The organism is Pseudomonas fuscovaginae SE-1 (assembly GCF_000364705.1).
GTDB classification, from domain to species: domain Bacteria; phylum Pseudomonadota; class Gammaproteobacteria; order Pseudomonadales; family Pseudomonadaceae; genus Aquipseudomonas; species Aquipseudomonas fuscovaginae_A.
The window spans coordinates 14,043-35,927 of record NZ_AQOH01000056.1 but is presented as its reverse complement, the minus strand read 5'-3'; the positions used below and the strand labels follow the sequence as shown (position 1 = coordinate 35,927).

Sequence of the window (21,885 nt, the reverse complement as noted above, 5' to 3'; positions counted from 1 at the left end):
GCGGCGGATCGCCAGCAAAGCCGGCTCCCACAAAAGCAAAAGCAGAAGCAGGGGCAGGTGGCGACACACCTAAATCTATCTATATAGAAGAGAGCAGGGCGCCTAGAGCACCCCGGACTCCCTTAGCGTGGCTACCGCCTCCGGACTCAGGCTCAACACCCGCTGCAGAACCTCCTGCGTATGCTCGCCCAATAGAGGGGGAGCATTGCGATACTCCACCGGCGTCTCGGACAACCGGATAGGGCTCGCCACCTGCGGCACCCGCCCGGCCAGCGCATGGGGCAGTTCGACCGTCAGTCCACGCGCCTGCACCTGGGGATCGGCGAACACTTGCGACAGATCATTGATCGGCCCGCAAGGCACACCGACCCGCTCCAACTGAGCCACCCACTCGGCCGTCGTCTTGAACACGGTGACCTGGCGAATCAATGGAATCAGCACCGCACGATTGGCCACCCGCGCGGCGTTGCTGGAAAACCGAGGATCGTCCGCCCACTGCGGCTGGCCCGCCACCTCGGCGAACTTGCGAAACTGCCCATCATTACCCACCGTCAGGATGAAATCGCCATCGGCGGTCGGAAAATCCTGATACGGCACGATGTTCGGATGGGCATTGCCCAGGCGCTTGGGCGCCACCCCGGAGGTCAGGTAGTTCATCGCCTGGTTCGCCAGGCACGCCACCTGGACATCCAGCAGGGCCATGTCGATATGCTGCCCGCCACCATCACGATCCCGGTGGGCGAGGGCGGCCAGGATCGCCACGGTCGAATACAGCCCCGTCAGGATGTCAGTCAGGGCCACCCCGACCTTCACCGGCCCGGCCCCTTCATCACCTTCGGGCTTGCCGGTCAGGCTCATCAGGCCGCCCAGGCCCTGGATCATGAAGTCGTAGCCGGCACGCTTGGCATAGGGCCCGAACTGACCGAAGCCGGTGATCGAGCAATAGATCAGGTTCGGGTTCAGCGCCTTGAGCGACTCGTAATCCAACCCATAGGCGGCCAGCCCGCCAACCTTGAAGTTCTCGATCAGGATGTCGGACTTCATCGCCAGCTCGCACACCAGCCGCTGACCCTCGGGCCGGGTGAAGTCGATGGTGACCGATTGCTTGTTGCGGTTGGCCGCCAGGTAATAGGCCGCCTCGCTGGTGTTCTCGCCATGGACGTCCTTGAGGAAGGGCGGCCCCCAGGCGCGCGTGTCATCCCCGTTGCCGGGGCGCTCGACCTTGATCACCTCGGCCCCCAGGTCCGCGAGGATCTGGCCGCACCAGGGCCCGGCCAATACCCGCGACAAATCCAATACCCGCAGATGCGAAAGCGCGCCCATGAGCCCAGCTCCTGTCAGTAGAACGCCTGGAGACCGGTTTGCGCACGCCCGAGGATCAGCGCATGCACGTCATGGGTACCTTCATAAGTGTTGACCACTTCCAGGTTGACCAGGTGGCGAGCCACCCCGAACTCGTCGGAGATACCGTTGCCACCGAGCATGTCCCGCGCCATGCGGGCGATTTCCAGGGACTTGCCGCAGGAGTTGCGCTTCATGATCGAGGTGATTTCCACCGCCGCGGTACCTTCATCCTTCATTCGCCCCAGGCGCAGGCAACCCTGCAGGGCGAGGGTGATCTCGGTCTGCATGTCGGCCAGCTTCTTCTGGATCAGTTGGGTAGCCGCCAACGGCCGACCGAACTGCTGACGGTCCAGGGTGTACTGGCGAGCGGTGTGCCAGCAGAGCTCCGCAGCCCCCAGCGCCCCCCAGGAGATGCCGTAGCGGGCGGAGTTGAGGCAGGTGAACGGGCCTTTCAGGCCGCGCACATCCGGGAAGGCGTTTTCTTCCGGCACGAACACATTGTCCATGACGATCTCACCGGTGATGGAAGCGCGCAGGCCGACCTTACCGTGAATCGCCGGCGCACTCAGGCCTTTCCAGCCCTTCTCCAGGACGAAACCACGGATATCACCGGCATCGTCCTTGGCCCACACCACGAACACATCGGCAATCGGGCTGTTGGTAATCCACATCTTGCTGCCGGTCAGGCTGTAGCCGCCCTCGACCTTGCGCGCCCGGGTGATCATCGCACCCGGATCGGAACCATGGTTCGGCTCGGTCAGGCCGAAGCAGCCGATCCACTCGCCGCTGGCCAGCTTGGGCAGGTACTTCTGCTTCTGTGCCTCGCTGCCGAATTCGTTGATCGGCACCATGACCAGCGAGGACTGCACACTCATCATCGAGCGATAGCCCGAATCGACGCGCTCCACCTCACGGGCGATCAGGCCGTAGCTGACATAGTTCAGGCCGCTGCCGCCGTACTCCACCGGAATGGTCGCACCGAGCAGGCCGACTTCGCCCATTTCGCGGAAGATCGCCGGATCGGTCTGTTCATGACGAAAGGCTTCGAGCACCCGTGGCGCGAGCTTGTCCTGGGCGAATTGCTGGGCGGTGTCGCGAATCATCCGCTCCTCTTCAGTGAGCTGTTGATCCAGCAGCAGTGGATCGATCCAGTTGAAGCTAGCTTTAGCGCCCATCAGAGACTCCTCGCAAAACAGGTCAAATGTCGTGGATTGATCCTAGGCGCCGCCGGGAGATCCGGCAAACGAGGATTTCGCATGCTGTTGTGCTAATTTCTCACTCCGAAAGCTTTTCAGAAGCCATTTCCCACAACCTTTAGTGAGATTGCCGTACATGCGCAGGAAGATCCCCAGCACCGCCGCGCTGATCAGCTTCGAGGCCGCCGCCCGTCATGAGAGCTTTACCAAGGCCGCTGTCGAGCTTTCCCTCACCCAGGGCGCCATTTGCCGACAGATTGCCAGCCTAGAGGAGTTTCTCGGTGTCGAGCTGTTCCGCCGCTCACGACGCGGGGTGAAGCTCACCGAGGCGGGGCTTTCCTACAGCCGCCGGGTCGCCACACAACTGGACGCGGTGGAGCGCGATACGCTGTCCGTCATGGGCCAGCAGGGTACCAACGTGATCGAACTGGCGGTGGTACCGACCTTCGGCACCCAGTGGCTGCTGCCGCGACTCAAGGACTTCCAGCAGAAGCACCCGGAAGTCACGGTCAACCTGACCAACCGCACCCGCCCGTTCCTGTTCGCCGACACCGATTTCGACGCCGCCATCTACTTCGGCGATGCCGACTGGTCGGGCACCGAGTCCCATCGCCTGATGGGCGAGAATCCGATGCCGGTGTGCAGTCCGGCACTGCTGGGCAACCGAGCGAGCCTGAGTGCCGCCGAGATCGCCGAACTGCCGCTGCTGCAGCAGACCACGCGCCCCTACGCCTGGCGCCAGTGGTTCAACGCTCAGGAGCTGAGTATCCCTCGCGACATGACGGGCCCACGCCATGAACTGTTCTCCATGCTGGCCCAGGCGGCCATGCACGAGATGGGGATCGCACTGATTCCACCGTTCCTGATCCAACGGGAACTGGCGGAAAAACGCCTGGTGATCGCCAACTCCAGCGCGCTTACCAGCATCAAGGCCTATTACCTGATGATTCCCGAACGAAAAGTCGAGTCGGCGTCCCTGCGGGCATTTCGCGACTGGCTGGTGAACCAGGCAAAAGCCTACAGCCTTCTGAACTAAAGGCCTCCAGCGATACCTGACCCCGTAGTCAAATACATACAAAACCTACAGACATAACAATATGTCGCCTTTGTGCAAACTGTATCGACTCCCCTGAAATTTGTACGAAAGTGCCGTTACGCAAGGCTTACAGCCACTTTTACGACCAATACCGATCCATTCACGCCGCCGATTCGAAATTTCTCAGTTTCCCACCAGAATCCTTTTGAGGCCTCTATTTTGCTGGGTTGAGGCCTATCAGTGCGACATTCGGTCACGGGGTGACTTGTAGTTAATTTTGCGTCACCCTCCATAAGCGCTTGAAGGGTCGGGTTTTCGCCTGCAAAATGCCGCGCCCCGTCTGGAAAATGGCGGGATCGTGCTGATCGGCCGCTCCAGTCGCACCCCTCGCAGTGCGCTGGCCTTCTTATAAAAAAGATCACGCAGGAGATTTGACGTGCACATTGGTGTTCCTCTCGAAACCCAGACAGGTGAGACTCGGGTTGCTGCAACTCCGGAAACCATCAAGAAGCTAGTCGGCCAGGGTCACAAGGTCACTGTTCAGAGCGGCGCCGGCGTACGTGCCAGCGTCATCGACAGTGCCTATGAGACGGCCGGTGCCCATATCGGCAGCGCAGCCGAGGCTTTTGGCGCCGAACTGATTCTCAAGGTGGTAGCCCCCAGCGACAGCGAACTGACGCTGATCAAGCCCGGTACCGTGCTGGTCGGCATGCTCAATCCCTTCAACAACGAGACCATCGGCAAGCTCGCCGAACGGGGCATCACGGCCTTCGCCCTGGAAGCCGCACCGCGCACCTCGCGTGCGCAAAGCCTCGATGTGCTCTCGTCGCAGGCCAACATCGCCGGCTACAAGGCGGTGTTGCTGGCCGCTCACCACTACCCGCGCTTCATGCCGATGCTGATGACCGCCGCCGGTACCGTGAAGGCCGCCCGCGTGCTGATTCTCGGCGCCGGCGTCGCGGGGCTGCAGGCCATCGCCACCGCCAAGCGCCTCGGCGCGGTGATCGAAGCCTCGGACGTACGTCCTGCGGTGAAGGAACAGATTGAGTCCCTGGGTGCGAAATTCGTCGATGTGCCGTACGAAACCGACGAGGAACGCGAGTGTGCAGTCGGCGTGGGCGGTTACGCCCGACCAATGCCGGCCAGCTGGATGCAACGCCAGGCCGTGGCCGTGCATGAGCGGGCCAAACAGGCGGATATCGTCATCACCACCGCCCTGATTCCCGGGCGCAAGGCGCCGGTATTGCTGAGTGCCGAGACCGTCGCGCAGATGAAGCCCGGCTCGGTGGTGATCGACCTGGCAGCCGCCCAGGGCGGCAACTGCCCGCTGACGCTCGCCGACCAGGTGGTGGTGGCCCATGGCGTGACCATCGTCGGCCCGACCAACCTGCCCGGCGAAGTCGCCGCCGATGCCTCGGCGCTGTACGCCCGCAACCTGCTGGATTTCCTGAAGCTGGTCTTCAACAAGGAAAAACAGTTCGAAGTGAACCTCGAAGACGACATCGTCGCCGCGTGCCTGATGTGCCGCGACGGCCAGGTCATCCGCAAGAACGCCTGAGCAGAGGACCCAGAAGATGGAAGAGCTTATCTCCCCCGGTATCTACAACCTGATCATCTTCGTGCTGGCGATCTATGTCGGTTACCACGTGGTCTGGAACGTCACACCCGCGCTGCACACCCCACTGATGGCCGTGACCAACGCCATCTCGGCGATCGTGATCGTCGGCGCCATGCTCGCCGCCGCCCTGACCGTGACCCCGCTGGGCAAGATCATGGGCACCCTGGCCGTGGCCCTGGCCGCCGTCAACGTGTTCGGCGGCTTCCTGGTGACGCGCCGCATGCTTGAGATGTTCAAGAAGAAAGCCCCGAAAGCCGGAAAAGAAGAGGCGCCCAAGTCATGAGCATGAATCTGGTAACGATGCTCTACCTGATCGCGTCGGTCTGCTTCATCCAGGCTCTCAAGGGCCTCTCGCACCCGACCACGTCGCGTCGCGGCAACCTGTTCGGCATGCTCGGCATGGCCCTGGCGATCGCCACCACCGTGGGCCTGGTGTTCAAGCTCGGCGCGGAACTGGCCACCACTGGCATCGGCTACGTGATCGTCGGCCTGCTGATCGGCGGCAGCGCCGGTTCGATCATGGCCAAGCGCGTGGAAATGACCAAGATGCCCGAGCTGGTGGCATTCATGCACAGCATGATCGGCCTGGCCGCGGTGTTCATTGCTATCGCGGCGGTGGTCGAGCCGCAATCACTGGGCATCGTCAAGCAACTGGGCGACTCGATTCCGGCCGGTAACCGCCTGGAGCTGTTCCTCGGCGCAGCAATCGGTGCCATTACCTTCTCCGGTTCGGTGATCGCCTTCGGCAAACTCTCGGGCAAGTACAAGTTCCGCCTGTTCCAAGGCGCACCGGTACAGTTCGGCGGCCAGCACAAGCTGAACCTGCTGCTGGGCCTGGCGACCCTCGGCCTGGGCCTGACCTTCATGTTCAGCGGCAACCTGCCGGCCTTCGCCCTGATGCTGGCCCTGGCCTTCGTGCTCGGCGTGCTGATCATCATCCCGATCGGCGGCGCCGACATGCCGGTGGTGGTGTCGATGCTCAACAGCTATTCCGGCTGGGCGGCGGCGGGGATCGGCTTCTCGCTGAACAACTCGATGCTGATCATCGCCGGCTCCCTGGTGGGTTCGTCCGGTGCGATCCTCTCGTACATCATGTGCAAGGCGATGAACCGTTCGTTCTTCAACGTCCTGCTCGGCGGTTTCGGCAATGCGGCGGACGCCGGCGGCCCGGCCGGTGCGAAAGAGGCACGGCCGGTGAAGTCCGGCTCGGCCGACGACGCGACCTTCCTGCTGACCAACGCCGACACCGTGATCATCGTGCCCGGCTACGGCCTGGCGGTGGCCCGCGCCCAGCATGCGCTGAAGGAACTGACCGAGAAGCTGACCCACGCCGGGGTCACCGTGAAGTACGCGATCCACCCGGTGGCCGGCCGAATGCCCGGACACATGAACGTACTGCTGGCCGAGGCCGAGGTGCCCTACGACCAGGTGTTCGAGATGGAGGACATCAACTCCGAGTTCGGCCAGGCCGACGTGGTGCTGGTACTGGGCGCCAACGACGTGGTCAACCCGGCGGCGAAGAACGATCCGAAGTCGCCGATCGCCGGCATGCCGATCCTCGAGGCGTTCAAGGCCAAGACCATCATCGTCAACAAACGCTCCATGGCCAGCGGCTACGCCGGTCTGGATAACGAACTGTTCTACCTCGACAAGACCATGATGGTCTTCGGCGATGCGAAGAAGGTCATCGAGGACATGGTCAAGGCCGTCGAATAAGCCTTGCTCCAGCGCAATACCGAAAACCCCATCCTTTAGTAGGTTGGGGTTTTTCTTTGCCTGCGAAAAACCGACCAAAGGCCCTGAATCAGGGGTCGGCATTCGACCTTGGTCGCGCGGCGAAACTTTTTCAAACCTCTAGACTGCGCATCCTGCTTCCGTTGCCCGAGAAAAAATCCATGTACCGTGATCGTATTCGCTTGCCTTCTCTTTCCAGTAAGGTGATGAGCGCGGCTGACGCTGCCGCACTGATCCAGGACGGCATGACCGTCGGCATGAGCGGTTTCACCCGCGCCGGCGAAGCCAAGGCCGTGCCCCATGCATTGGCCGAACGCGCCAGGCAGGAGCCGCTGAAAATCACCCTGATGACCGGCGCCAGCCTGGGCAACGATCTCGACAAGCAACTCACCGAAGCCGGCGTGCTGTCGCGCCGCATGCCGTTCCAGGTCGACAACACCCTGCGCAAGGCGATCAACGCAGGCCAGGTGATGTTCATCGACCAGCACCTGTCGGAAACCGTCGAACAGTTGCGCAACAAGCAACTCAAGCTGCCGGACCTGGCGGTCATCGAGGCCGTGGCTATCACCGAACAGGGGCATATCGTGCCGACCACCTCGGTGGGCAACTCGGCCAGCTTCGCGATCTTCGCCAAGCAGGTGATCATCGAGATCAACCTGGCGCACAATCCGAACCTGGAAGGCCTGCACGACATCTATATCCCCAGCTACCGTCCGACCCGCACGCCGATCCCGCTGGTGAAGGCCGACGACCGTATCGGCAGCACCGCGATCCCGATCGACCCGGCGAAGATCGTCGCCATCGTCATCACCGAGCAGCCCGACTCGCCGTCCACCGTGACGCCGCCGGACAGCGAAACCCAAGCCATTGCCGACCACCTGATCGCCTTCCTTAAAGAGGAAGTGGCGGACGGGCGCATGACCAACAGGCTCGGCCCGCTGCAGGCAGGGATCGGCAACATCGCCAACGCGGTGATGTGCGGCCTGATCGACTCGCCGTTCGAAGACCTGACCATGTACTCCGAGGTACTGCAGGATTCGACCTTCGACCTGATCGACGCCGGCAAGCTGTCCTTCGCCTCCGGCAGCTCGATCACCCTGTCGAGCCGCCGCAACAGCGACGTGTTCGGCAACCTGGAGCGTTATAAAGAGAAGCTGGTACTGCGCCCGCAGGAAATCTCCAACCACCCCGAGGTGGTTCGGCGCCTGGGCATCATCGGCATCAACACCGCCCTGGAGTTCGATCTGTACGGCAACGTCAACTCCACCCACGTCTGCGGCACGCGGATGATGAACGGCATCGGCGGCTCCGGCGACTTCGCCCGCAACGCGCACCTGGCGATCTTCGTCACCAAGTCGATCGCCAAGGGCGGCGCCATCTCCAGCGTGGTGCCGATGGTCAGCCACGTGGACCACACCGAGCATGACGTCGATATCCTCGTCACCGAGATCGGCCTGGCCGACCTGCGCGGCCTCGCGCCGCGGGAGCGGGCACGGACGATCATCGACAACTGCGTGCACCCGATGTACCGCGACGCGCTCAATGACTACTTCGAGCGCGCCTGCGCCCTGGGCGGGCACACGCCACACATCCTGCGTGAAGCACTGAGCTGGCACATGAACCTGGAAGAAACCGGGAAAATGCTCGCCGACTGATGGAAACAGTTCCCCGCTGACGCCAACACCGTTTCGTCAGCGGGTGGACCGCCCCACACAAACTAGAAAAAACTGTACTGCTGTACCGGTGTTTTTCCCCTCCAATTTCCCTCTCCGCCTCCACAACTGCACAAAAATGCACCAATATCGTGCAGACAGGTACAGTTGCCTCAATTTCGAGCAGTACAGCCCCTATAAACAGTTAACTGGTCCCTCACAATACAGGTGAACTGTATCTAGAGAGACTGGGCAAATGAGAGGATCATTGGCATCAGTCGAAGTTAAACCACTCCCTGATCCCGCCAAAAGCGGAAGGATGTCAACCATGGAACGTACACTCAGTTCCGAACTGTTCTACGAAAACACCGCTACTGAAGCCAAAGCTTCCCTGCCTCTGCGCATTCTGGCCAACCTGATGCTGTGGCAGCGCCGTATCGCCAGCCGCCATCAACTGGCTCGCCTGGACGCTCGCCTGCTGGCTGACGCCGGTATCAGCGAAGCCCAGCGCTACGAAGAGCTGAGCAAGCCGTTCTGGCGCTAAGCAGCGCCCGCTGGCCCTGACCTTCCGGGTCCACCGCCAGCAACCGAATTGAACACACAGAACCCGTCGCGGGAAACCGCGACGGGTTCTGTCGTTTCAGGGCGACGGATTCTTGCGGCAAACCCGTCGAAATCGACGAACAGGTACAATTTCCAAAACAGTAAAAACAGACCAGTACAGTTTATGAAATCCGACGAAAAGGCTCTAGAACGGCCATCAGGGCGGCGAAACCGGCTTCCGGAGCCCATGGAACTGCGCCTAATATCGTGGTCATAGGTAGCCCGCGGCGCGGAATGTGCGTCTGAGGTTCATCGTTACCGTGTTCGACTGGCTGCTTCCACCGGGCCATCGTTCCTCTTCATGTCCAGGAGATTCACCATGTCCCGTCTTCGCCTGCTCGGCGCTGCCAGCCTGTTGTGCATGGCCGCCACCGCCCATGCCAGCAGTTTCCTCGTCACCACCGATGCCCTGGTCGGCGCGCTCCAGGCCACCACCGACACCACCTCGGACGCGACCTCGTCACTGCGTGACAACAAGATCGTGCGTGCCGCCCGGGACGACGCCGCCAGCTTCGTCGCCAGCGAAGGTCGCATCCGCGGCGTGAAGCTGGAGAGCGCCTTCGACACCATCCGCCGCCAGGCGCCACAGTTGCAGGCCAGCGACGCACAGTTGGCCCAGGCGATCCTGGCGATCTGACGACTGCGAGCGCGTGGCTTGCCCGCGAAGAGACCGGCAAGCCTTGCCCACAATCATGGAATCTGCCACGAAAGGAAGCCATCCGAGGTCCTCGCCGGCACGGTGCAGACCGCCGCGCTGGTTCTGGCCGGCTCATTCCGCTAGCCTTGACGCTCGTTCAATCAGCCATCGAGACTCATGCGTTCATTATCCTTATTGCTCATAGCCCTCAGCTGGATCACTCAGGCCCACGCATTCGACATGACGACCCAAGGCGTCGTCGTCAGCGGTTATGTCACCAGCCAGGTGACCACCGCGCCCTTCGACCATAAACTGATACTGGCGGCCCGGGATGACGCCGCCGCCTTTGTCGCCAGCGACGGCCAGGTGCGGGGAGCACAGCTGGAGTCGGCCTTGACCTGGTTACGCCAGAGCCGGCCAAAACTTCATGCAAGCGACCTTGAACTGGCCGAGGCAATTCTCGTCCAATAGTCACTTCTGTATCCGGAGACACTTCATGCGTACCCCCTTGATCGCCGCCACCCTCGGCTTGTTGCTGCTGGCCGACGTGGCCTCGGCGCACACCCTGGTGGCCACCAGCAACATCATCGTCCGGGCCTCGGGTCGCACCATCGACTTCACCTCGGACACCACCACCTCGATCCGCGATTCGAAAGTGGTTCGCGACGCCCATGACGACGCCGCCAGTTTCGTCGCCAGCCATGGCGAGATCCGCGGTGCACAACTCGAAGCCGCCTTCAGCGCCCTGCGCACCCAGGTGCCGGAAGCCCGCGACGCCAGCGACCAGACCCTCGCCGAAGCCATTCTCGCCCTGTGAAGCCACTTGCCGGCTGGCTGCTGGCCTGCGCGCTGTTGCTTGTCGGCAACGCGGCCCAGGCCGGCCTGCAATTGCAGCTCAAGACCGATGGCCTGAGCCCGGCCGAGCAGCGCGCCAGCCAGGCCCTGCTGGATGAAGCCATCGCGCACCTGCCGCCGAGCTTCATCGAGCAGTTGGACCGGCGCATCGAAATGAGCTGGTCCACCCACATGCCGGACAACGCCTACGGCGAAGCGTCCCTGGTCTCGACGGTGGAGCTCAACCGCAATCTGCTGCCCGGCCTGGTCGATGGCTCGGCGGCAACGAAGAAGACCCACCGCCCCCACGGCACCGTGCGCGAGGAAATGCTCGCCACCGTGTTGCACGAACTGACCCATATCTACGACCGCGCCCGCCTGTGGCCCGAGGCCGAACGCCGGCTGATCGAGCGTTGCCGCCGCCAGAGCGGCAACACCGGCCTGGTCGGCCTGCCCGATCAATGCAGGGGCCAGACCGCCCGACGCTTCACTCTCAGCGACGACCCGCGCCTGCTCGATCTCGCCGGCTGGCCGCAATCGGTCGGCACCCGCGGCCAGCGCGAGGACCACAACAAGCAGGTGGCCCGCAGCCCGGACCTCTACGAGACCACCAACCCCAAGGAGTTCGTGGCGGTCAACATGGAGTACTTCCTCCTCGACCCGGCCTATGCCTGTCGCCGCCCGGCGCTTTACCGCTATTACCAGGAGCGTTTCGGCTGGGCCCCGCCGAAAAAGGACACCTGCGCTACGGCCTTCCCGTTCCTCAACGCCGGCAATGACTTCGGCAAGACGCCCCTGGGCAAGATCGACCCCGAGCGGGTCTACGAGGTCGACTACCTGCTGGCCGAAGCCAACCAGAACTGGGTCAGCCGCTGGGGCCACAGCATGCTGCGCCTGGTGATCTGCGCGCCTGGCCGGCCACGCGGGCCGGATTGCCGGCTGGACCTGGACCAGCACCTGGTGCTGTCCTACCGTGCCTTCGTCAACGACGTGCAGCTCTCGACCTGGGGCGGCCTGACCGGCGCCTACCCGTCGCGCCTGTTCGTGCTGCCGCTGGCCCAGGTCATTGACGAGTACACCAAGACTGAACTGCGCAGCCTGGCCTCGGTGCCGCTGAAACTGTCGCGCCGGGAAATCGAGGAAGTGGTCGAGCATGCCGCCGAGATGCACTGGAGCTACGACGGCAACTACTACTTCGTGACCAACAACTGTGCGGTCGAGACCCTCAAGCTGTTGCGCAGCGGCACCGACAACGCCCAGCTCAAGGGCCTGGACAGCATCATGCCCAACGGCCTGCTGGAAGTGCTCAAGGGCAGGGGACTGGCCGACACCAGCGTGCTCGACGACCCGCGCGAGGCGCTGCGCCTGGGTTATCGCTTCGACTCCTACCGGGACCGCTACCAGGCGATGTTCGAGGTGCTGAAGCAGCACCTGCCGATCAGACAGGAAACCGTCGAAGACTGGCTGACCCTGCGCCCCGCGGAACGCCGCCCGTGGTTCGCCCAGGCCGACCTGCGCACCAGTGCCGCCTTGCTGCTGCTGGAGCAGGCGGGCTATCGCCGGCAACTGCTGCTGGCCCAGGACGAGGTCAAGCAGAAGTACCTCGGCGGGCGTGACATCCAGGACAGCGGCATGGACCAGGCCAACCGCACCCTGCAGGCGATCCTGGCCAACAGCGGCTTCCTCAGCCGCCCGGCGGAACTGCTGGGCAGCGGCGGCTACGGCCTGCCACAGCCGGGCGAGTGGCAGCGCCTGGAAGCCGAGAGCGCCCAGCGCCAGCAGCAGTTGCAGCGCCTGACCGGTGACCTCGACAAGGAAGTGCGCAAGCTGCTCGACCCGGCGCGCGAAGCCGAGATCGAGGCCAGCGAGGCCAACCTGAAGATGGTCGGCGAGCACCTGCGCAGCCTGCACAAGGCGGCGGGGGGTCTGGAGCTGCCCTGATCCGGAAGCGGTGGTGGCCGTTGCGCCCCTTTCGCGGATAAATCCTGCTTTCATTGTGATCGGGCCTATGTGGCGAGCGGGCTTGCCCGCGCTCGGCTGCGAAGCAGTCGCAAGTCCGGCAAAGCCGGTTTTGCCTGGTACACCGCGTGGGTCGACTCCAGGGCCGCTCCGCAGCCCAGCGCGGGCAAGCCCGCTCGCCACATAAGCCCAACAGCCATACAAACCCGCTCGCCACAGTAATCTTGTCAGACACCCATGCCGTGAGCGCCGCCAACCCCGTGGGAGCAGGATTGATCCGCGAAGAAAGGCGCCCCCCTTCAGAAACCAACCTTCAGCCACGAAAGCTGGCTGAAAGCTTCCCCCATTAGCATCGCCTCACCACCGGCAACCAGACCGGTCGGCCGGGTCGTGCCCCACAGGCGCGCCCAAGGCCCAATCAACAACAACAATGGTGATACCGATGTCCGCTACGACCCGCCTGTTCGCTGCAAATCCGCCCGTAACGCCCGCGCCCGCCCTGCGCTGACCCCAGCCGCCTAGCCTTTCCCCAGCCGCGTTACGCCCGGAGTACTCCCATGCTGACTTTCCTTGGCTTCGCCATGGTCATTACCTTCATGTACCTGATCATGACCAAGCGCCTCTCGGCGCTGATCGCCCTGATCATCGTGCCGATCCTCTTCGCCCTGTTCGGCGGCTTCGGCGCCACCATCGGCAAGATGATGATCGAAGGCATCACCAAGCTCGCGCCGACCGGCGTGATGCTGATGTTCGCCATTCTCTACTTCGCCCTGATGATCGACTCCGGCCTGTTCGACCCGGCCGTGCGCAAGATCCTCAAGCTGGTCAAGGGCGACCCCTTGAAGGTCTCGGTCGGCACCGCCGTGCTGGCCCTGGTGGTCTCGCTCGACGGTGACGGCGCCACCACCTACATGATCTGCGTGGCCGCCATGCTGCCGCTGTACAGCCGCATCGGCATGAGCCCGCGGATCATGGCCGGGCTGATCATTCTCGCCGGCGGGGTGATGAACATGACCCCCTGGGGCGGCCCGACCGCCCGTGCCGCCAGCGCGCTGCACGTCGACCCGTCGGACATCTTCGTGCCGATGATCCCGGCGATGTGTGCCGGCGTGCTGGCAATCCTGGTGATCGCCTACTTCTACGGCAAGCGCGAGCGGGCTCGCCTGGGTGAGCTGCACATTCTCGGCGACGACATCGACCACAGTGAAATCAGCGTCTCGCAGTTCCCCGAGGCCCGCCGGCCGAAACTGATCTGGTTCAACGGCGCCCTGACCCTGGGCCTGATGTGCGCCCTGATCGCCGGCCTGCTGCCACTGCCGGTGCTGTTCATGGTCGCGTTCAGTATCGCCATGATCGTCAACTACCCTTGCCTGCAGCAGCAGAAGGACCGCATCGCCGCGCACGCCGGCAGCGTCCTGGCGGTGGTCGGGCTGATCTTCGCCGCGGGTATCTTCACCGGTATCCTGTCGGGCACCGGCATGGTCGACGCCATGTCCAAGAGCCTGCTGGCGGTGATCCCGCCGGCACTCGGCCCATACCTGGCGGTGATCACCGCCCTGGCGAGCATGCCGTTCACCTTTTTCATGTCCAACGATGCGTTCTATTATGGTGTGCTGCCGGTCCTGGCCGAAGCCGCCAGCCACTACGGCATCAGCGCGGTGGAAATGGCACGTGCCTCGATCGTCGGTCAGCCCGTCCACCTGTTGAGCCCATTGGTGCCGTCGACCTACCTGCTGGTGGCGCTGGCCGGCATCGAATTCGGCGATCACCAGCGCTTCACCCTGAAATGGGCTGTACTGGTGTGTCTGTGCATACTGGTGGGCGCACTGCTGCTGGGGACATTCCCGCTCTTCGGCAGTCTATAACGACAACGACTCACCGCCAGCCCGGCAAGCGCCGCCGGGCCGGCCCAACACACGAGCAAAGGAACACACATGGATTGGCTGACCAACCCGGAAATCTGGGTGGCCTTCTTCACCCTGACCGCCCTGGAGATCGTCCTGGGTATCGACAACATCATCATGATCTCGATCCTGGTCGGCCGCATGCCCAAGCACATGCAGCAGCGCACCCGGATCTTCGGTCTGGCCTTGGCGATGATCACGCGGATCATGCTGCTGCTGTCGATCACCTGGGTCATGCGCCTGACCGCCGACCTGTTCGTGGTGTTCGGCCAGGGCATTTCCGGACGCGACCTGATCCTGTTCTTCGGCGGCCTGTTCCTGCTGTGGAAAAGCTCCCAGGAGATCTATCACGGCCTGGAGGGTGAGGACGAAAGCGCCGACGACGAGCCCAAGGGCAAGGGCGGCAACTTCCTCTACACCATCATCCAGATCGCGATCATCGACATCGTGTTCTCCCTGGACTCGGTGATCACCGCCGTGGGCATGGTTTCCCATGTGCCGGTGATGGTCGCGGCCATCGTCGTGGCGGTACTGGTGATGATGCTGGCCTCCAAGTCCATCGGCGACTTCATCGACAAGCACCCGTCGCTGAAGATGCTCGCGCTGTCGTTCCTGATCGTGGTCGGCACCGTGCTGATCGCCGAGGCCTTCGAAGTGCACGTACCGAAAGGCTATGTCTACTTCGCCATGGCGTTCTCGCTGGCCGTGGAGGCGATCAACATCAAGATGCGCACCGCGATGGCGAAAAAGAAGGCCCAGAAGGATCCGGTGAAACTGCGCAAGGACATTCCGGGTCAATAGACCCGCCGCGCGCTGAAGAAACAGGAAAGGGGCCCATGCGTGGCCCCTTTCCTGCTTTTCATTCATGACAGTTTTGTTTCAGGCGCAGCGACAGCTGTGCCATGCTGGCGCTCGTTCCGATAGCCGGCTAAAGCTAAAGGACAAGACATCGAAAGACGCGCGATACCTTCAACTTGCCCCTCTGGGGCACCAGCACCCCAGGGGGCCCACCATGCTGACCCTGCTCAATCTGCTTTCCGCCGTGACCCTGCTGATCTGGGGCACGCACATCGTCCGTACCGGCATCCTGCGGGTCTACGGCTCCAACCTGCGCCACGTCATCGGCCAGAACATGAGCAAACGCCCACTGGCCTTCGTCGCCGGCATCCTCGTCACCGCCCTGGTGCAGAGCAGCAACGCCACGGCGATGCTGGTGACCTCTTTCGTCGGCCAGGGCCTGATGGCGCTGACCCCGGCCCTGGCCACCATGCTCGGTGCCGACGTCGGCACCGCGCTGATGGCGCGGGTGCTGACCTTCGATCTGTCCTGGCTGTCGCCGCTGCTGATCTTCCTCGGGGTGATCTTCTTCCTCTCGCGCAAGCAGACCCGCGCCGGGCAGCTCGGCCGTGTCGGCATCGGGCTGGGGCTGATCATCCTCGCCCTGCAACTGATCGTCGAAGCCGCCGCTCCCATTACCCATGCCCAGGGCGTGAAGGTGGTGTTCGCCTCGTTGACCGGCGACATCCTGCTCGATGCCCTGGTCGGTGCGCTGTTCGCGATGATTTCCTATTCCAGCCTCGCCGCCGTGCTGCTCACCGCGACCCTGGCCGGCGCCGGGGTGATCGGCCTGCCGGTGGCCATCGGCCTGGTGATCGGCGCCAACATCGGCAGCGGCGTGCTGGCCTTCCTCGGCACCAGCATGCAGAACGCCGCCGGCCGCCAGGTCGCCCTCGGCAGCCTGCTGTACAAGCTGATTGGCCTGCTGCTGATCATTCCCGTGCTGACCCCGCTGGTGAACTGGCTCGACGATCTGGACTTCAGCCCGCAGGAAACGGTGATCGGCTTCCACCTGCTCTACAACACCGTGCGCTGCCTGATCCTGCTGCCCAGCGTCGGTCAGATGGCCCGGCTATGCGCCTGGCTACTGCCGGAACGGCCGGAAACCAACGGCAAGCTCAAGCCCCGCCACCTCGATCTGGCCGCGCTCGCCACCCCTGGCCTCGCGTTGTCCAACGCCGCCCGTGAGACTCTGCGTATCGGCGACCTGATCGACAACATGCTCGACGTCATGCGGGACGTTCTGCGCGGCAAGCAGACCACCGTGTCCATCGAAATGCGCCGCCTGAGCGACGACGTCGAAGTGCTCTACAACGCGGTCAAACTCTACCTGGCGCAGATGCCCCGCGAGGATCTGGGCGAACAGGACAGCCGCCGCTGGGCGGAAATCATCGAGCTGGCGATCAACCTGAAGCTGGCGGCCGACCTGATCGAACGCATGCTGCGCAAGGTCCAACAGCAGAAAACCGCCAAGCGCCGCTCGTTCTCCGAAGACGGCCTGGAGGAGCTGGCCGGTCTGCAAAGCCAACTGATCGACAACCTGCGCCTGGGCCTGTCGGTGTTCCTCAGCTCCGACCCCGAGAGCGCCCGGCAGTTGCTGCGGGAAAAACGCCGGTTCCGCGCCCAGGAGCGGCGCCTGGCCCACGCCCACGTCAGCCGCCTGCAACGAAAGATCGTACAGAGCCTCGAGACCAGTTCCCTGCATCTGGAGCTGATTGCCGACATGAAGCGCCTGAATTCGTTATTCTGCAGCAGCGCCTACGTGGTCCTGGAAACCTCCGAGACCGGGGCACTGGCCTCGGAAGAAACAGCCGATATCACCCACTCGCCTTGAACGTCCACGGTTTGACCGTTGTCTGTGCGTAGGAACCCGCTCGCGGAAATTGGTTATGCGTTGCCTGCTGTTCGTTTGTCTGTTGTTCACGCTGATCCCCGCCCAGGCCCTTGATCGCTTCCAGGTCGAGGGCTATCAATTGCCCAATGGCCTGCAACTGCTGCTCAAGCCGGGCAACGAGCGTGGGCACGTGTCGATCCGGCTGGTGGTGGGGGTCGGCTTCGACGATTTCGCCTGTGCCGACAAGGAGCTGCCGCACCTGCTCGAACACCTGTTGTTCAGCGGCATCGACGCTGGCGGCGAGGGCGGCCTGGAAGAACGCATGCAGGCCCTGGGCGGCGAGTGGAACGCCTACACCAGCGATGCCGACACCACCTTCGTGATCGAGGCGCCGGCCAACAACCAGCGCAAGATTCTCGACCTGCTGCTCGCCGTGCTGACCAGGACCCGTTTCAGCGATGCCGACATCGCCGCCGCCAAGCAGGTGGTCGAGCGCGAGGACGGCGGACACTACTCGCACCTGCAGCGCTGGCTGGACATTCAGCAGACCGGCCATCGCAGCAGTGAGCAGTTGGCCGTCGAACTCGGGCTGAAATGCCGCGAGCGGGCAGGGGTCGCGGACCTGACCCGGAAACAGTTGGAGGCGCTGCGCAAAAACTGGTATGCGCCGAACAACATGACCCTGATCATGGTCGGCGAGCTCGACCGCCTGCTGCCGGCCTACCTGGATCGAACCTTCGGCGCGCTGGAACCGGTCGAACCCAACGACCACCTGCCGCTGCCGCAGATCCTGCAGCATGCCGCCGCCGAACGCGACCTGATCCGGGGCTGGGTCGGCAACGGCGCGAAGATCCACTGGCTGTTTCCCGAACCGGTACAGGAGGACCAGCCCGACGCGGCCCTCGACCTGCTCAAGGACTATCTGGACTGGGCGCTGTATCGCCAGTTGCGGCTGGCCCACAGCCTGTCGTACGGTCCGTGGAGCGAACGCGAAGTGCTCGGTGGCATCGGTTTCTTCAGTCTCAATGCCGATGTCGAACGGGACAATCTCGCACAGGCCAGACAGGTGCTGGCCGACCTGAAGGCCCAGTTGCTCCGGGACGGCCTCGACCCGGCCACCTTCGCCCGCCTGCAACAGGCCGCGATCGCCCGTCAGGCCTGGGCGGTGCAGGGCAACAGCGCGCTGGCCGACTACTACTGGGGCGCCCTGGGCGATTACGAGGACGGCCACTTCAGCAACCCGGCCAAGGCCCTGCAGGCGGTGACACTCAAGCAGGCCGACCAGGCCATGCGCAAATTGTTCGAGCAACCGGGCTACCTGCGGATCGAAAAGCCGCTGCTCAGCTATGATCAGTTGATGTGGCTGGGGGTGGGGCTGCTGGCCTTGCTGATCATGATCCCGCTGGGTTGGCGAGCCTGGCGCCGGCACTGACAGCACCTCCATGTCCGATCGTTCCCACGCTCAGCGTGGGAATGCCTTCCTGGACGCTCGGCGTCTGCTCTTGTGACGCAGAGCGTCACAGGCTGCGTTCCCACGCGGAGCGTGGGAACGATCAGGCAAGGGGTACCGCCAGGCAGTGGGATTGCTCCCATCTCTTGCGTTAAAACTGTATTGTGTCGGGCCATTTCGTACCCCAGTCCAGTGAACCATCGCATGACCCAGCTGACCCTCCTCATCCAACGCGTCCTCGAACTGATGAAGCGTTACCCGGGGGCCATCGCCGCCTTCGGCTTCTGCTCGGGGATCGCCAGCTTCATCCTCATCGACCGCCAGCAGAGCAAGGCCAGCCTGATCGCCATCGTACTGCTGCTGAGCTGGGTCTGGCTGATGCTGGAAAACACCCTGACCCAACTGTTCAGCCGGCTGTTCAAGCGCGAAATCCCCGAACCGCTGCTGCGCTACGCAACTCAGCTGATCCACCAGGAAAGCCTGTTCTTCGTCCTGCCGTTCTTCTTCGTCACCACCACCTGGAACAGTGGCCAACTGGTCTTCACCAGCCTGCTCGGCGCAGCGGCGCTGGTGTCGATCACCGACCCGCTGTACTACAAATGGCTGGCCCCCAAGCGCTGGCTGCTGCTCGGTCTGCACACCCTGACACTGTTCGCCGCGATGCTCACCGCGCTGCCGATCATCCTCCACCTGACCACCGCCCAGAGCTACAAGCTGGCCCTGGGCACCGCGCTGCTGCTGTCGATCCCGAGCCTGGCGGTGAGCCTGCCGCTGCGCAGCCTGCGTGGCTGGCTGATGCTGGTCAGCGTGACCCTGGCCGTCGGCGGCGCTGGCTGGCTGCTGCGCTCCTGGGTACCGCCAGCGACCCTGTGGATGACCGAGGTCGCGGTGACCACCCAATTGCAGGACCGCACCCCCGGCGCCAGCCTGGAACAGGTCGACGCCGCCCAGGTGCGCAGCGGCGGGCTTTACGCCTACACCTCGATCAACGCGCCACGCGGGCTGGACGAGCGGATCTACCATGTCTGGGAATTCAATGGCCGCGAAGTCGACCGGATCGCCCTGGATATCCACGGTGGACGCAAGGAAGGCTACCGCGCCTGGACACACAAACAGAATTTCCCCGCCGACCCGAGCGGCCGCTGGCTGGTACGGGTGCTGACCGAGGACGGACAGATGCTCGGCGTGCTGCGTTTCGAGATCATCGACCCGGCAAAGACCGCACAAGGGTCCTAGTGATTTGTCAGACTCTCGTGCTATTACAGAGGTTTGCATAAACCCCTGTTACGCCCGGAAGCCCATGATCATCAGCACGATGGCCGGCAACGCCCAACTGGACACCTCGACGAGCCCACCGCGCCTGCGGATCAGCGGCGACTGGACGCTGGCCCACTACAGTGAACTCAAGCGCCGCAGCGCCGGGTTGATCGGCCACTACGACGCCAACACCACCGTCGACCTCGACCAGTTGGGCGCCCTCGACACCGCCGGAGCCTCGCTGCTGGTGGAACTGCTGGGGGCCCAGCGCCTGGGGCACCTGGCCGATCAGGCCGAGCACCTGTCCGCCGCCGACCGCGCGCTGTTGCAGACCGTGTATTGCTCGCTCGCCGACTTCTGCGAACCGGTCAGGGAACCGGAACAGGCCGCCGGCATGCAAGTGCTGGAACGGATCGGCCGAGCCGTGGACAAGGTCTGGCAGGACACCCAGCAACTGCTCGGTTTCGTCGGCCTGATCCTCGAAACCCTGGCCCGCGGCCTGCTGCGGCCTTCGCGCTGGCGCCTCACGCCGATGGTCGCGCATATCGAGCAGACCGGCCTCGACGCCGCACCGATCATCGCCCTGCTGACCTTCCTGGTCGGTGCCGTGGTGGCGTTTCTCGGCGCCACGGTCCTGGCCAGTTTCGGTGCGAGCATCTTTACCGTCGACCTGGTGGCGTTCTCCTTCCTGCGTGAATTCGGTGTGCTGCTGACCGCCATCCTGATGGCCGGCCGCACCGCCAGTGCCTTTACCGCGCAGATCGGCTCGATGAAGGCCAACGAGGAGATCGACGCCATCCGCACCCTCGGCCTCGATCCCATGGAACTGCTGGTGCTGCCGCGGGTGCTGGCGCTGCTGATCGCCCTGCCGATGCTGACCTTCCTCGCCATGCTCTGCGGCATCGTCGGCGGCGGGGTGGTCTGCGCGCTGTCGCTGGATATCTCGCCGGCGATGTTCCTGTCCCTGCTGCAGGCCGACATCGGCATCCAGCATTTCCTCGTCGGCCTGGTGAAAGCACCGTTCTTCGCCTTCCTGATCGCCGCCGTGGGCTGCCTGGAAGGCTTCAAGGTCAGCGGCAGCGCCGCGTCGGTCGGTGCCCACACCACCTCCAGCGTGGTCCAGTCGATCTTCATCGTGATCGTGCTCGACGCCGTCGCCGCGCTGTTCTTCATGGAGATGGGCTGGTGAGCCGGGCAACGCGACCGCCCAGCGAAGCGGTGATCGAGGTGCGCGGGCTGTGCAATCGCTTCGGCGCGCAGAGCGTGCACGAGAACCTCGACCTCGACCTGTACAAGGGCGAGATCATGGCGGTGGTCGGTGGCTCCGGCACCGGCAAGTCGGTGCTGATGCGTAGCATCATCGGCCTGCGCCAACCCAGTGACGGCCAGGTGCGGGTGTTCGGCCAGGATCTGCCAAGCCTGCCGGAACAGGCACGCTCGCAGGTCGAGCGGCGCTTTGGCGTGCTGTTCCAGCAGGGCGCACTGTTTTCCTCGCTGACCGTGGTCGAGAACGTCGCCCTGCCGCTGATCGAGCACGCCGGCCTCAGCCGGGCCGACGCCGAGCACCTGGCCTGCGTGAAACTGGCGCTGTCCGGCCTGCCGCTGTCGGCCGCCAACAAGTACCCGTCCTCGCTGTCCGGCGGGATGATCAAGCGTGCGGCCCTGGCCCGCGCGCTGGCCCTGGACCCGGACATCCTGTTTCTCGACGAGCCCACCGCCGGCCTCGACCCGATCGGCGCCGCCGCCTTCGACCAGTTGATCCTGACCCTGCGCGACGCCCTGGGCCTGAGCGTGTTCCTGATCACCCACGATCTCGACACCCTCTACACCATCACCGACCGGGTCGCGGTACTGGCGCAGAAACGCGTGCTGGTGGCCGACGCGATCGATCGGGTCGCCGAAACCGACCACCCCTGGATTCACGAATACTTCCACGGCCCACGGGGCCGCGCCGCCTACAACGCGGCCACACCGCTCAAGGAGGGATGAG

General features: G+C 63.8%; 19 protein-coding genes. 17 read left to right on the top strand and 2 right to left on the bottom strand.

From position 1 onward, the window contains the following. Positions 1-102: 102 nt before the first annotated feature. Both K675_RS0106425 and K675_RS0106420 read right to left on the bottom strand, forming a co-directional pair. On the bottom strand, positions 103-1,323 hold the full coding sequence (locus K675_RS0106425; RefSeq protein WP_017902688.1) for a CaiB/BaiF CoA transferase family protein: 1,221 nt from the start codon (positions 1,321-1,323) through the stop codon (positions 103-105). Between the two features lie 14 nt (positions 1,324-1,337). Beyond that, the gene (locus tag K675_RS0106420; RefSeq protein ID WP_017902687.1) at positions 1,338-2,519 is read right to left on the bottom strand and encodes an acyl-CoA dehydrogenase; all 1,182 of its coding nucleotides are present in this window, start codon (positions 2,517-2,519) and stop codon (positions 1,338-1,340) included. Positions 2,520-2,676: 157 nt separating this feature from the next. Here K675_RS0106420 and K675_RS0106415 point away from each other — a divergent pair, with 157 nt between their 5' ends. From K675_RS0106415 to K675_RS0106335, 17 genes are all read left to right on the top strand, one after another. Beyond that, on the top strand, positions 2,677-3,576 hold the full coding sequence (locus K675_RS0106415; RefSeq protein WP_017902686.1) for a LysR family transcriptional regulator: 900 nt from the start codon (positions 2,677-2,679) through the stop codon (positions 3,574-3,576). A 436-nt stretch (positions 3,577-4,012) separates the two neighbouring features. Continuing rightward, the gene (locus K675_RS0106410) at positions 4,013-5,134 is read left to right on the top strand and encodes a Re/Si-specific NAD(P)(+) transhydrogenase subunit alpha (RefSeq protein ID WP_017902685.1); all 1,122 of its coding nucleotides are present in this window, start codon (positions 4,013-4,015) and stop codon (positions 5,132-5,134) included. A 16-nt stretch (positions 5,135-5,150) separates the two neighbouring features. Next, positions 5,151-5,477, top strand: coding sequence for an NAD(P) transhydrogenase subunit alpha (locus K675_RS0106405; RefSeq protein WP_017902684.1), 327 nt, complete (start codon positions 5,151-5,153; stop codon positions 5,475-5,477). Continuing rightward, on the top strand, positions 5,474-6,910 hold the full coding sequence (locus tag K675_RS0106400) for an NAD(P)(+) transhydrogenase (Re/Si-specific) subunit beta (RefSeq protein WP_017902683.1): 1,437 nt from the start codon (positions 5,474-5,476) through the stop codon (positions 6,908-6,910). The genes K675_RS0106405 and K675_RS0106400 overlap by 4 nt, the downstream gene beginning before the upstream one ends. A gap of 179 nt (positions 6,911-7,089) precedes the next feature. Then, positions 7,090-8,583, top strand: coding sequence for an acetyl-CoA hydrolase/transferase family protein (locus K675_RS0106395; protein WP_026144982.1), 1,494 nt, complete (start codon positions 7,090-7,092; stop codon positions 8,581-8,583). A gap of 325 nt (positions 8,584-8,908) precedes the next feature. Further along, positions 8,909-9,124 (top strand): DUF1127 domain-containing protein, encoded by a 216-nt coding sequence (locus K675_RS0106390; protein ID WP_017902681.1) that lies wholly within the window; start codon positions 8,909-8,911, stop codon positions 9,122-9,124. Between the two features lie 378 nt (positions 9,125-9,502). Then, on the top strand, positions 9,503-9,820 hold the full coding sequence (locus tag K675_RS0106385; RefSeq protein WP_017902680.1) for a DUF2388 domain-containing protein: 318 nt from the start codon (positions 9,503-9,505) through the stop codon (positions 9,818-9,820). Between the two features lie 177 nt (positions 9,821-9,997). After that, positions 9,998-10,291 (top strand): DUF2388 domain-containing protein, encoded by a 294-nt coding sequence (locus K675_RS0106380; RefSeq protein WP_017902679.1) that lies wholly within the window; start codon positions 9,998-10,000, stop codon positions 10,289-10,291. Positions 10,292-10,316: 25 nt separating this feature from the next. After that, positions 10,317-10,637 carry a DUF2388 domain-containing protein gene (locus K675_RS0106375; protein WP_017902678.1) on the top strand — a complete coding sequence of 107 codons (321 nt, stop codon included), beginning with the start codon at positions 10,317-10,319 and terminating at the stop codon, positions 10,635-10,637. After that, on the top strand, positions 10,634-12,595 hold the full coding sequence (locus K675_RS0106370) for a DUF4105 domain-containing protein (RefSeq protein ID WP_017902677.1): 1,962 nt from the start codon (positions 10,634-10,636) through the stop codon (positions 12,593-12,595). Before K675_RS0106375 ends, K675_RS0106370 begins: the two co-directional genes overlap by 4 nt. Positions 12,596-13,170: 575 nt before the next feature. After that, entirely contained in the window at positions 13,171-14,478 is a 1,308-nt protein-coding gene (locus tag K675_RS0106365; protein ID WP_017902676.1) for a CitMHS family transporter, read from the top strand. 69 nt (positions 14,479-14,547) lie between these two features. Then, entirely contained in the window at positions 14,548-15,318 is a 771-nt protein-coding gene (locus K675_RS0106360; protein WP_017902675.1) for a TerC family protein, read from the top strand. A gap of 211 nt (positions 15,319-15,529) precedes the next feature. Then, positions 15,530-17,188, top strand: a complete 1,659-nt coding sequence (locus K675_RS0106355) for a Na/Pi cotransporter family protein (RefSeq protein WP_017902674.1) — start codon at positions 15,530-15,532, stop codon at positions 17,186-17,188. A gap of 55 nt (positions 17,189-17,243) precedes the next feature. Next, positions 17,244-18,620 (top strand): M16 family metallopeptidase, encoded by a 1,377-nt coding sequence (locus K675_RS0106350; RefSeq protein WP_017902673.1) that lies wholly within the window; start codon positions 17,244-17,246, stop codon positions 18,618-18,620. A gap of 222 nt (positions 18,621-18,842) precedes the next feature. Next, positions 18,843-19,874 carry a DUF5924 family protein gene (locus tag K675_RS0106345; RefSeq protein ID WP_017902672.1) on the top strand — a complete coding sequence of 344 codons (1,032 nt, stop codon included), beginning with the start codon at positions 18,843-18,845 and terminating at the stop codon, positions 19,872-19,874. A gap of 64 nt (positions 19,875-19,938) precedes the next feature. Further along, positions 19,939-21,084 carry an ABC transporter permease gene (locus K675_RS0106340; protein WP_017902671.1) on the top strand — a complete coding sequence of 382 codons (1,146 nt, stop codon included), beginning with the start codon at positions 19,939-19,941 and terminating at the stop codon, positions 21,082-21,084. Then, positions 21,081-21,884: an ABC transporter ATP-binding protein gene (locus K675_RS0106335; protein WP_017902670.1), complete on the top strand. Its 804-nt coding sequence runs from the start codon at positions 21,081-21,083 to the stop codon at positions 21,882-21,884. The genes K675_RS0106340 and K675_RS0106335 overlap by 4 nt, the downstream gene beginning before the upstream one ends. Position 21,885 lies beyond the last annotated feature (1 nt).

Excerpts from the sequence above, each read along its gene's own strand:
- K675_RS0106425 (WP_017902688.1), bottom strand. The coding sequence starts at position 1,323 with ATGGGCGCGCTTTCGCATCTGCGGGTATTGGATTTGTCGCGGGTATTG.
- K675_RS0106420 (WP_017902687.1), bottom strand. The coding sequence starts at position 2,519 with ATGGGCGCTAAAGCTAGCTTCAACTGGATCGATCCACTGCTGCTGGAT.
- K675_RS0106415 (WP_017902686.1), top strand. The coding sequence starts at position 2,677 with ATGCGCAGGAAGATCCCCAGCACCGCCGCGCTGATCAGCTTCGAGGCC.
- K675_RS0106405 (WP_017902684.1), top strand. The coding sequence starts at position 5,151 with ATGGAAGAGCTTATCTCCCCCGGTATCTACAACCTGATCATCTTCGTG.
- K675_RS0106400 (WP_017902683.1), top strand. The coding sequence starts at position 5,474 with ATGAGCATGAATCTGGTAACGATGCTCTACCTGATCGCGTCGGTCTGC.
- K675_RS0106395 (WP_026144982.1), top strand. The coding sequence starts at position 7,090 with ATGTACCGTGATCGTATTCGCTTGCCTTCTCTTTCCAGTAAGGTGATG.
- K675_RS0106390 (WP_017902681.1), top strand. The coding sequence starts at position 8,909 with ATGGAACGTACACTCAGTTCCGAACTGTTCTACGAAAACACCGCTACT.
- K675_RS0106385 (WP_017902680.1), top strand. The coding sequence starts at position 9,503 with ATGTCCCGTCTTCGCCTGCTCGGCGCTGCCAGCCTGTTGTGCATGGCC.
- K675_RS0106380 (WP_017902679.1), top strand. The coding sequence starts at position 9,998 with ATGCGTTCATTATCCTTATTGCTCATAGCCCTCAGCTGGATCACTCAG.
- K675_RS0106375 (WP_017902678.1), top strand. The coding sequence starts at position 10,317 with ATGCGTACCCCCTTGATCGCCGCCACCCTCGGCTTGTTGCTGCTGGCC.
- K675_RS0106365 (WP_017902676.1), top strand. The coding sequence starts at position 13,171 with ATGCTGACTTTCCTTGGCTTCGCCATGGTCATTACCTTCATGTACCTG.
- K675_RS0106360 (WP_017902675.1), top strand. The coding sequence starts at position 14,548 with ATGGATTGGCTGACCAACCCGGAAATCTGGGTGGCCTTCTTCACCCTG.
- K675_RS0106355 (WP_017902674.1), top strand. The coding sequence starts at position 15,530 with ATGCTGACCCTGCTCAATCTGCTTTCCGCCGTGACCCTGCTGATCTGG.
- K675_RS0106350 (WP_017902673.1), top strand. The coding sequence starts at position 17,244 with ATGCGTTGCCTGCTGTTCGTTTGTCTGTTGTTCACGCTGATCCCCGCC.
- K675_RS0106345 (WP_017902672.1), top strand. The coding sequence starts at position 18,843 with ATGACCCAGCTGACCCTCCTCATCCAACGCGTCCTCGAACTGATGAAG.
- K675_RS0106340 (WP_017902671.1), top strand. The coding sequence starts at position 19,939 with ATGATCATCAGCACGATGGCCGGCAACGCCCAACTGGACACCTCGACG.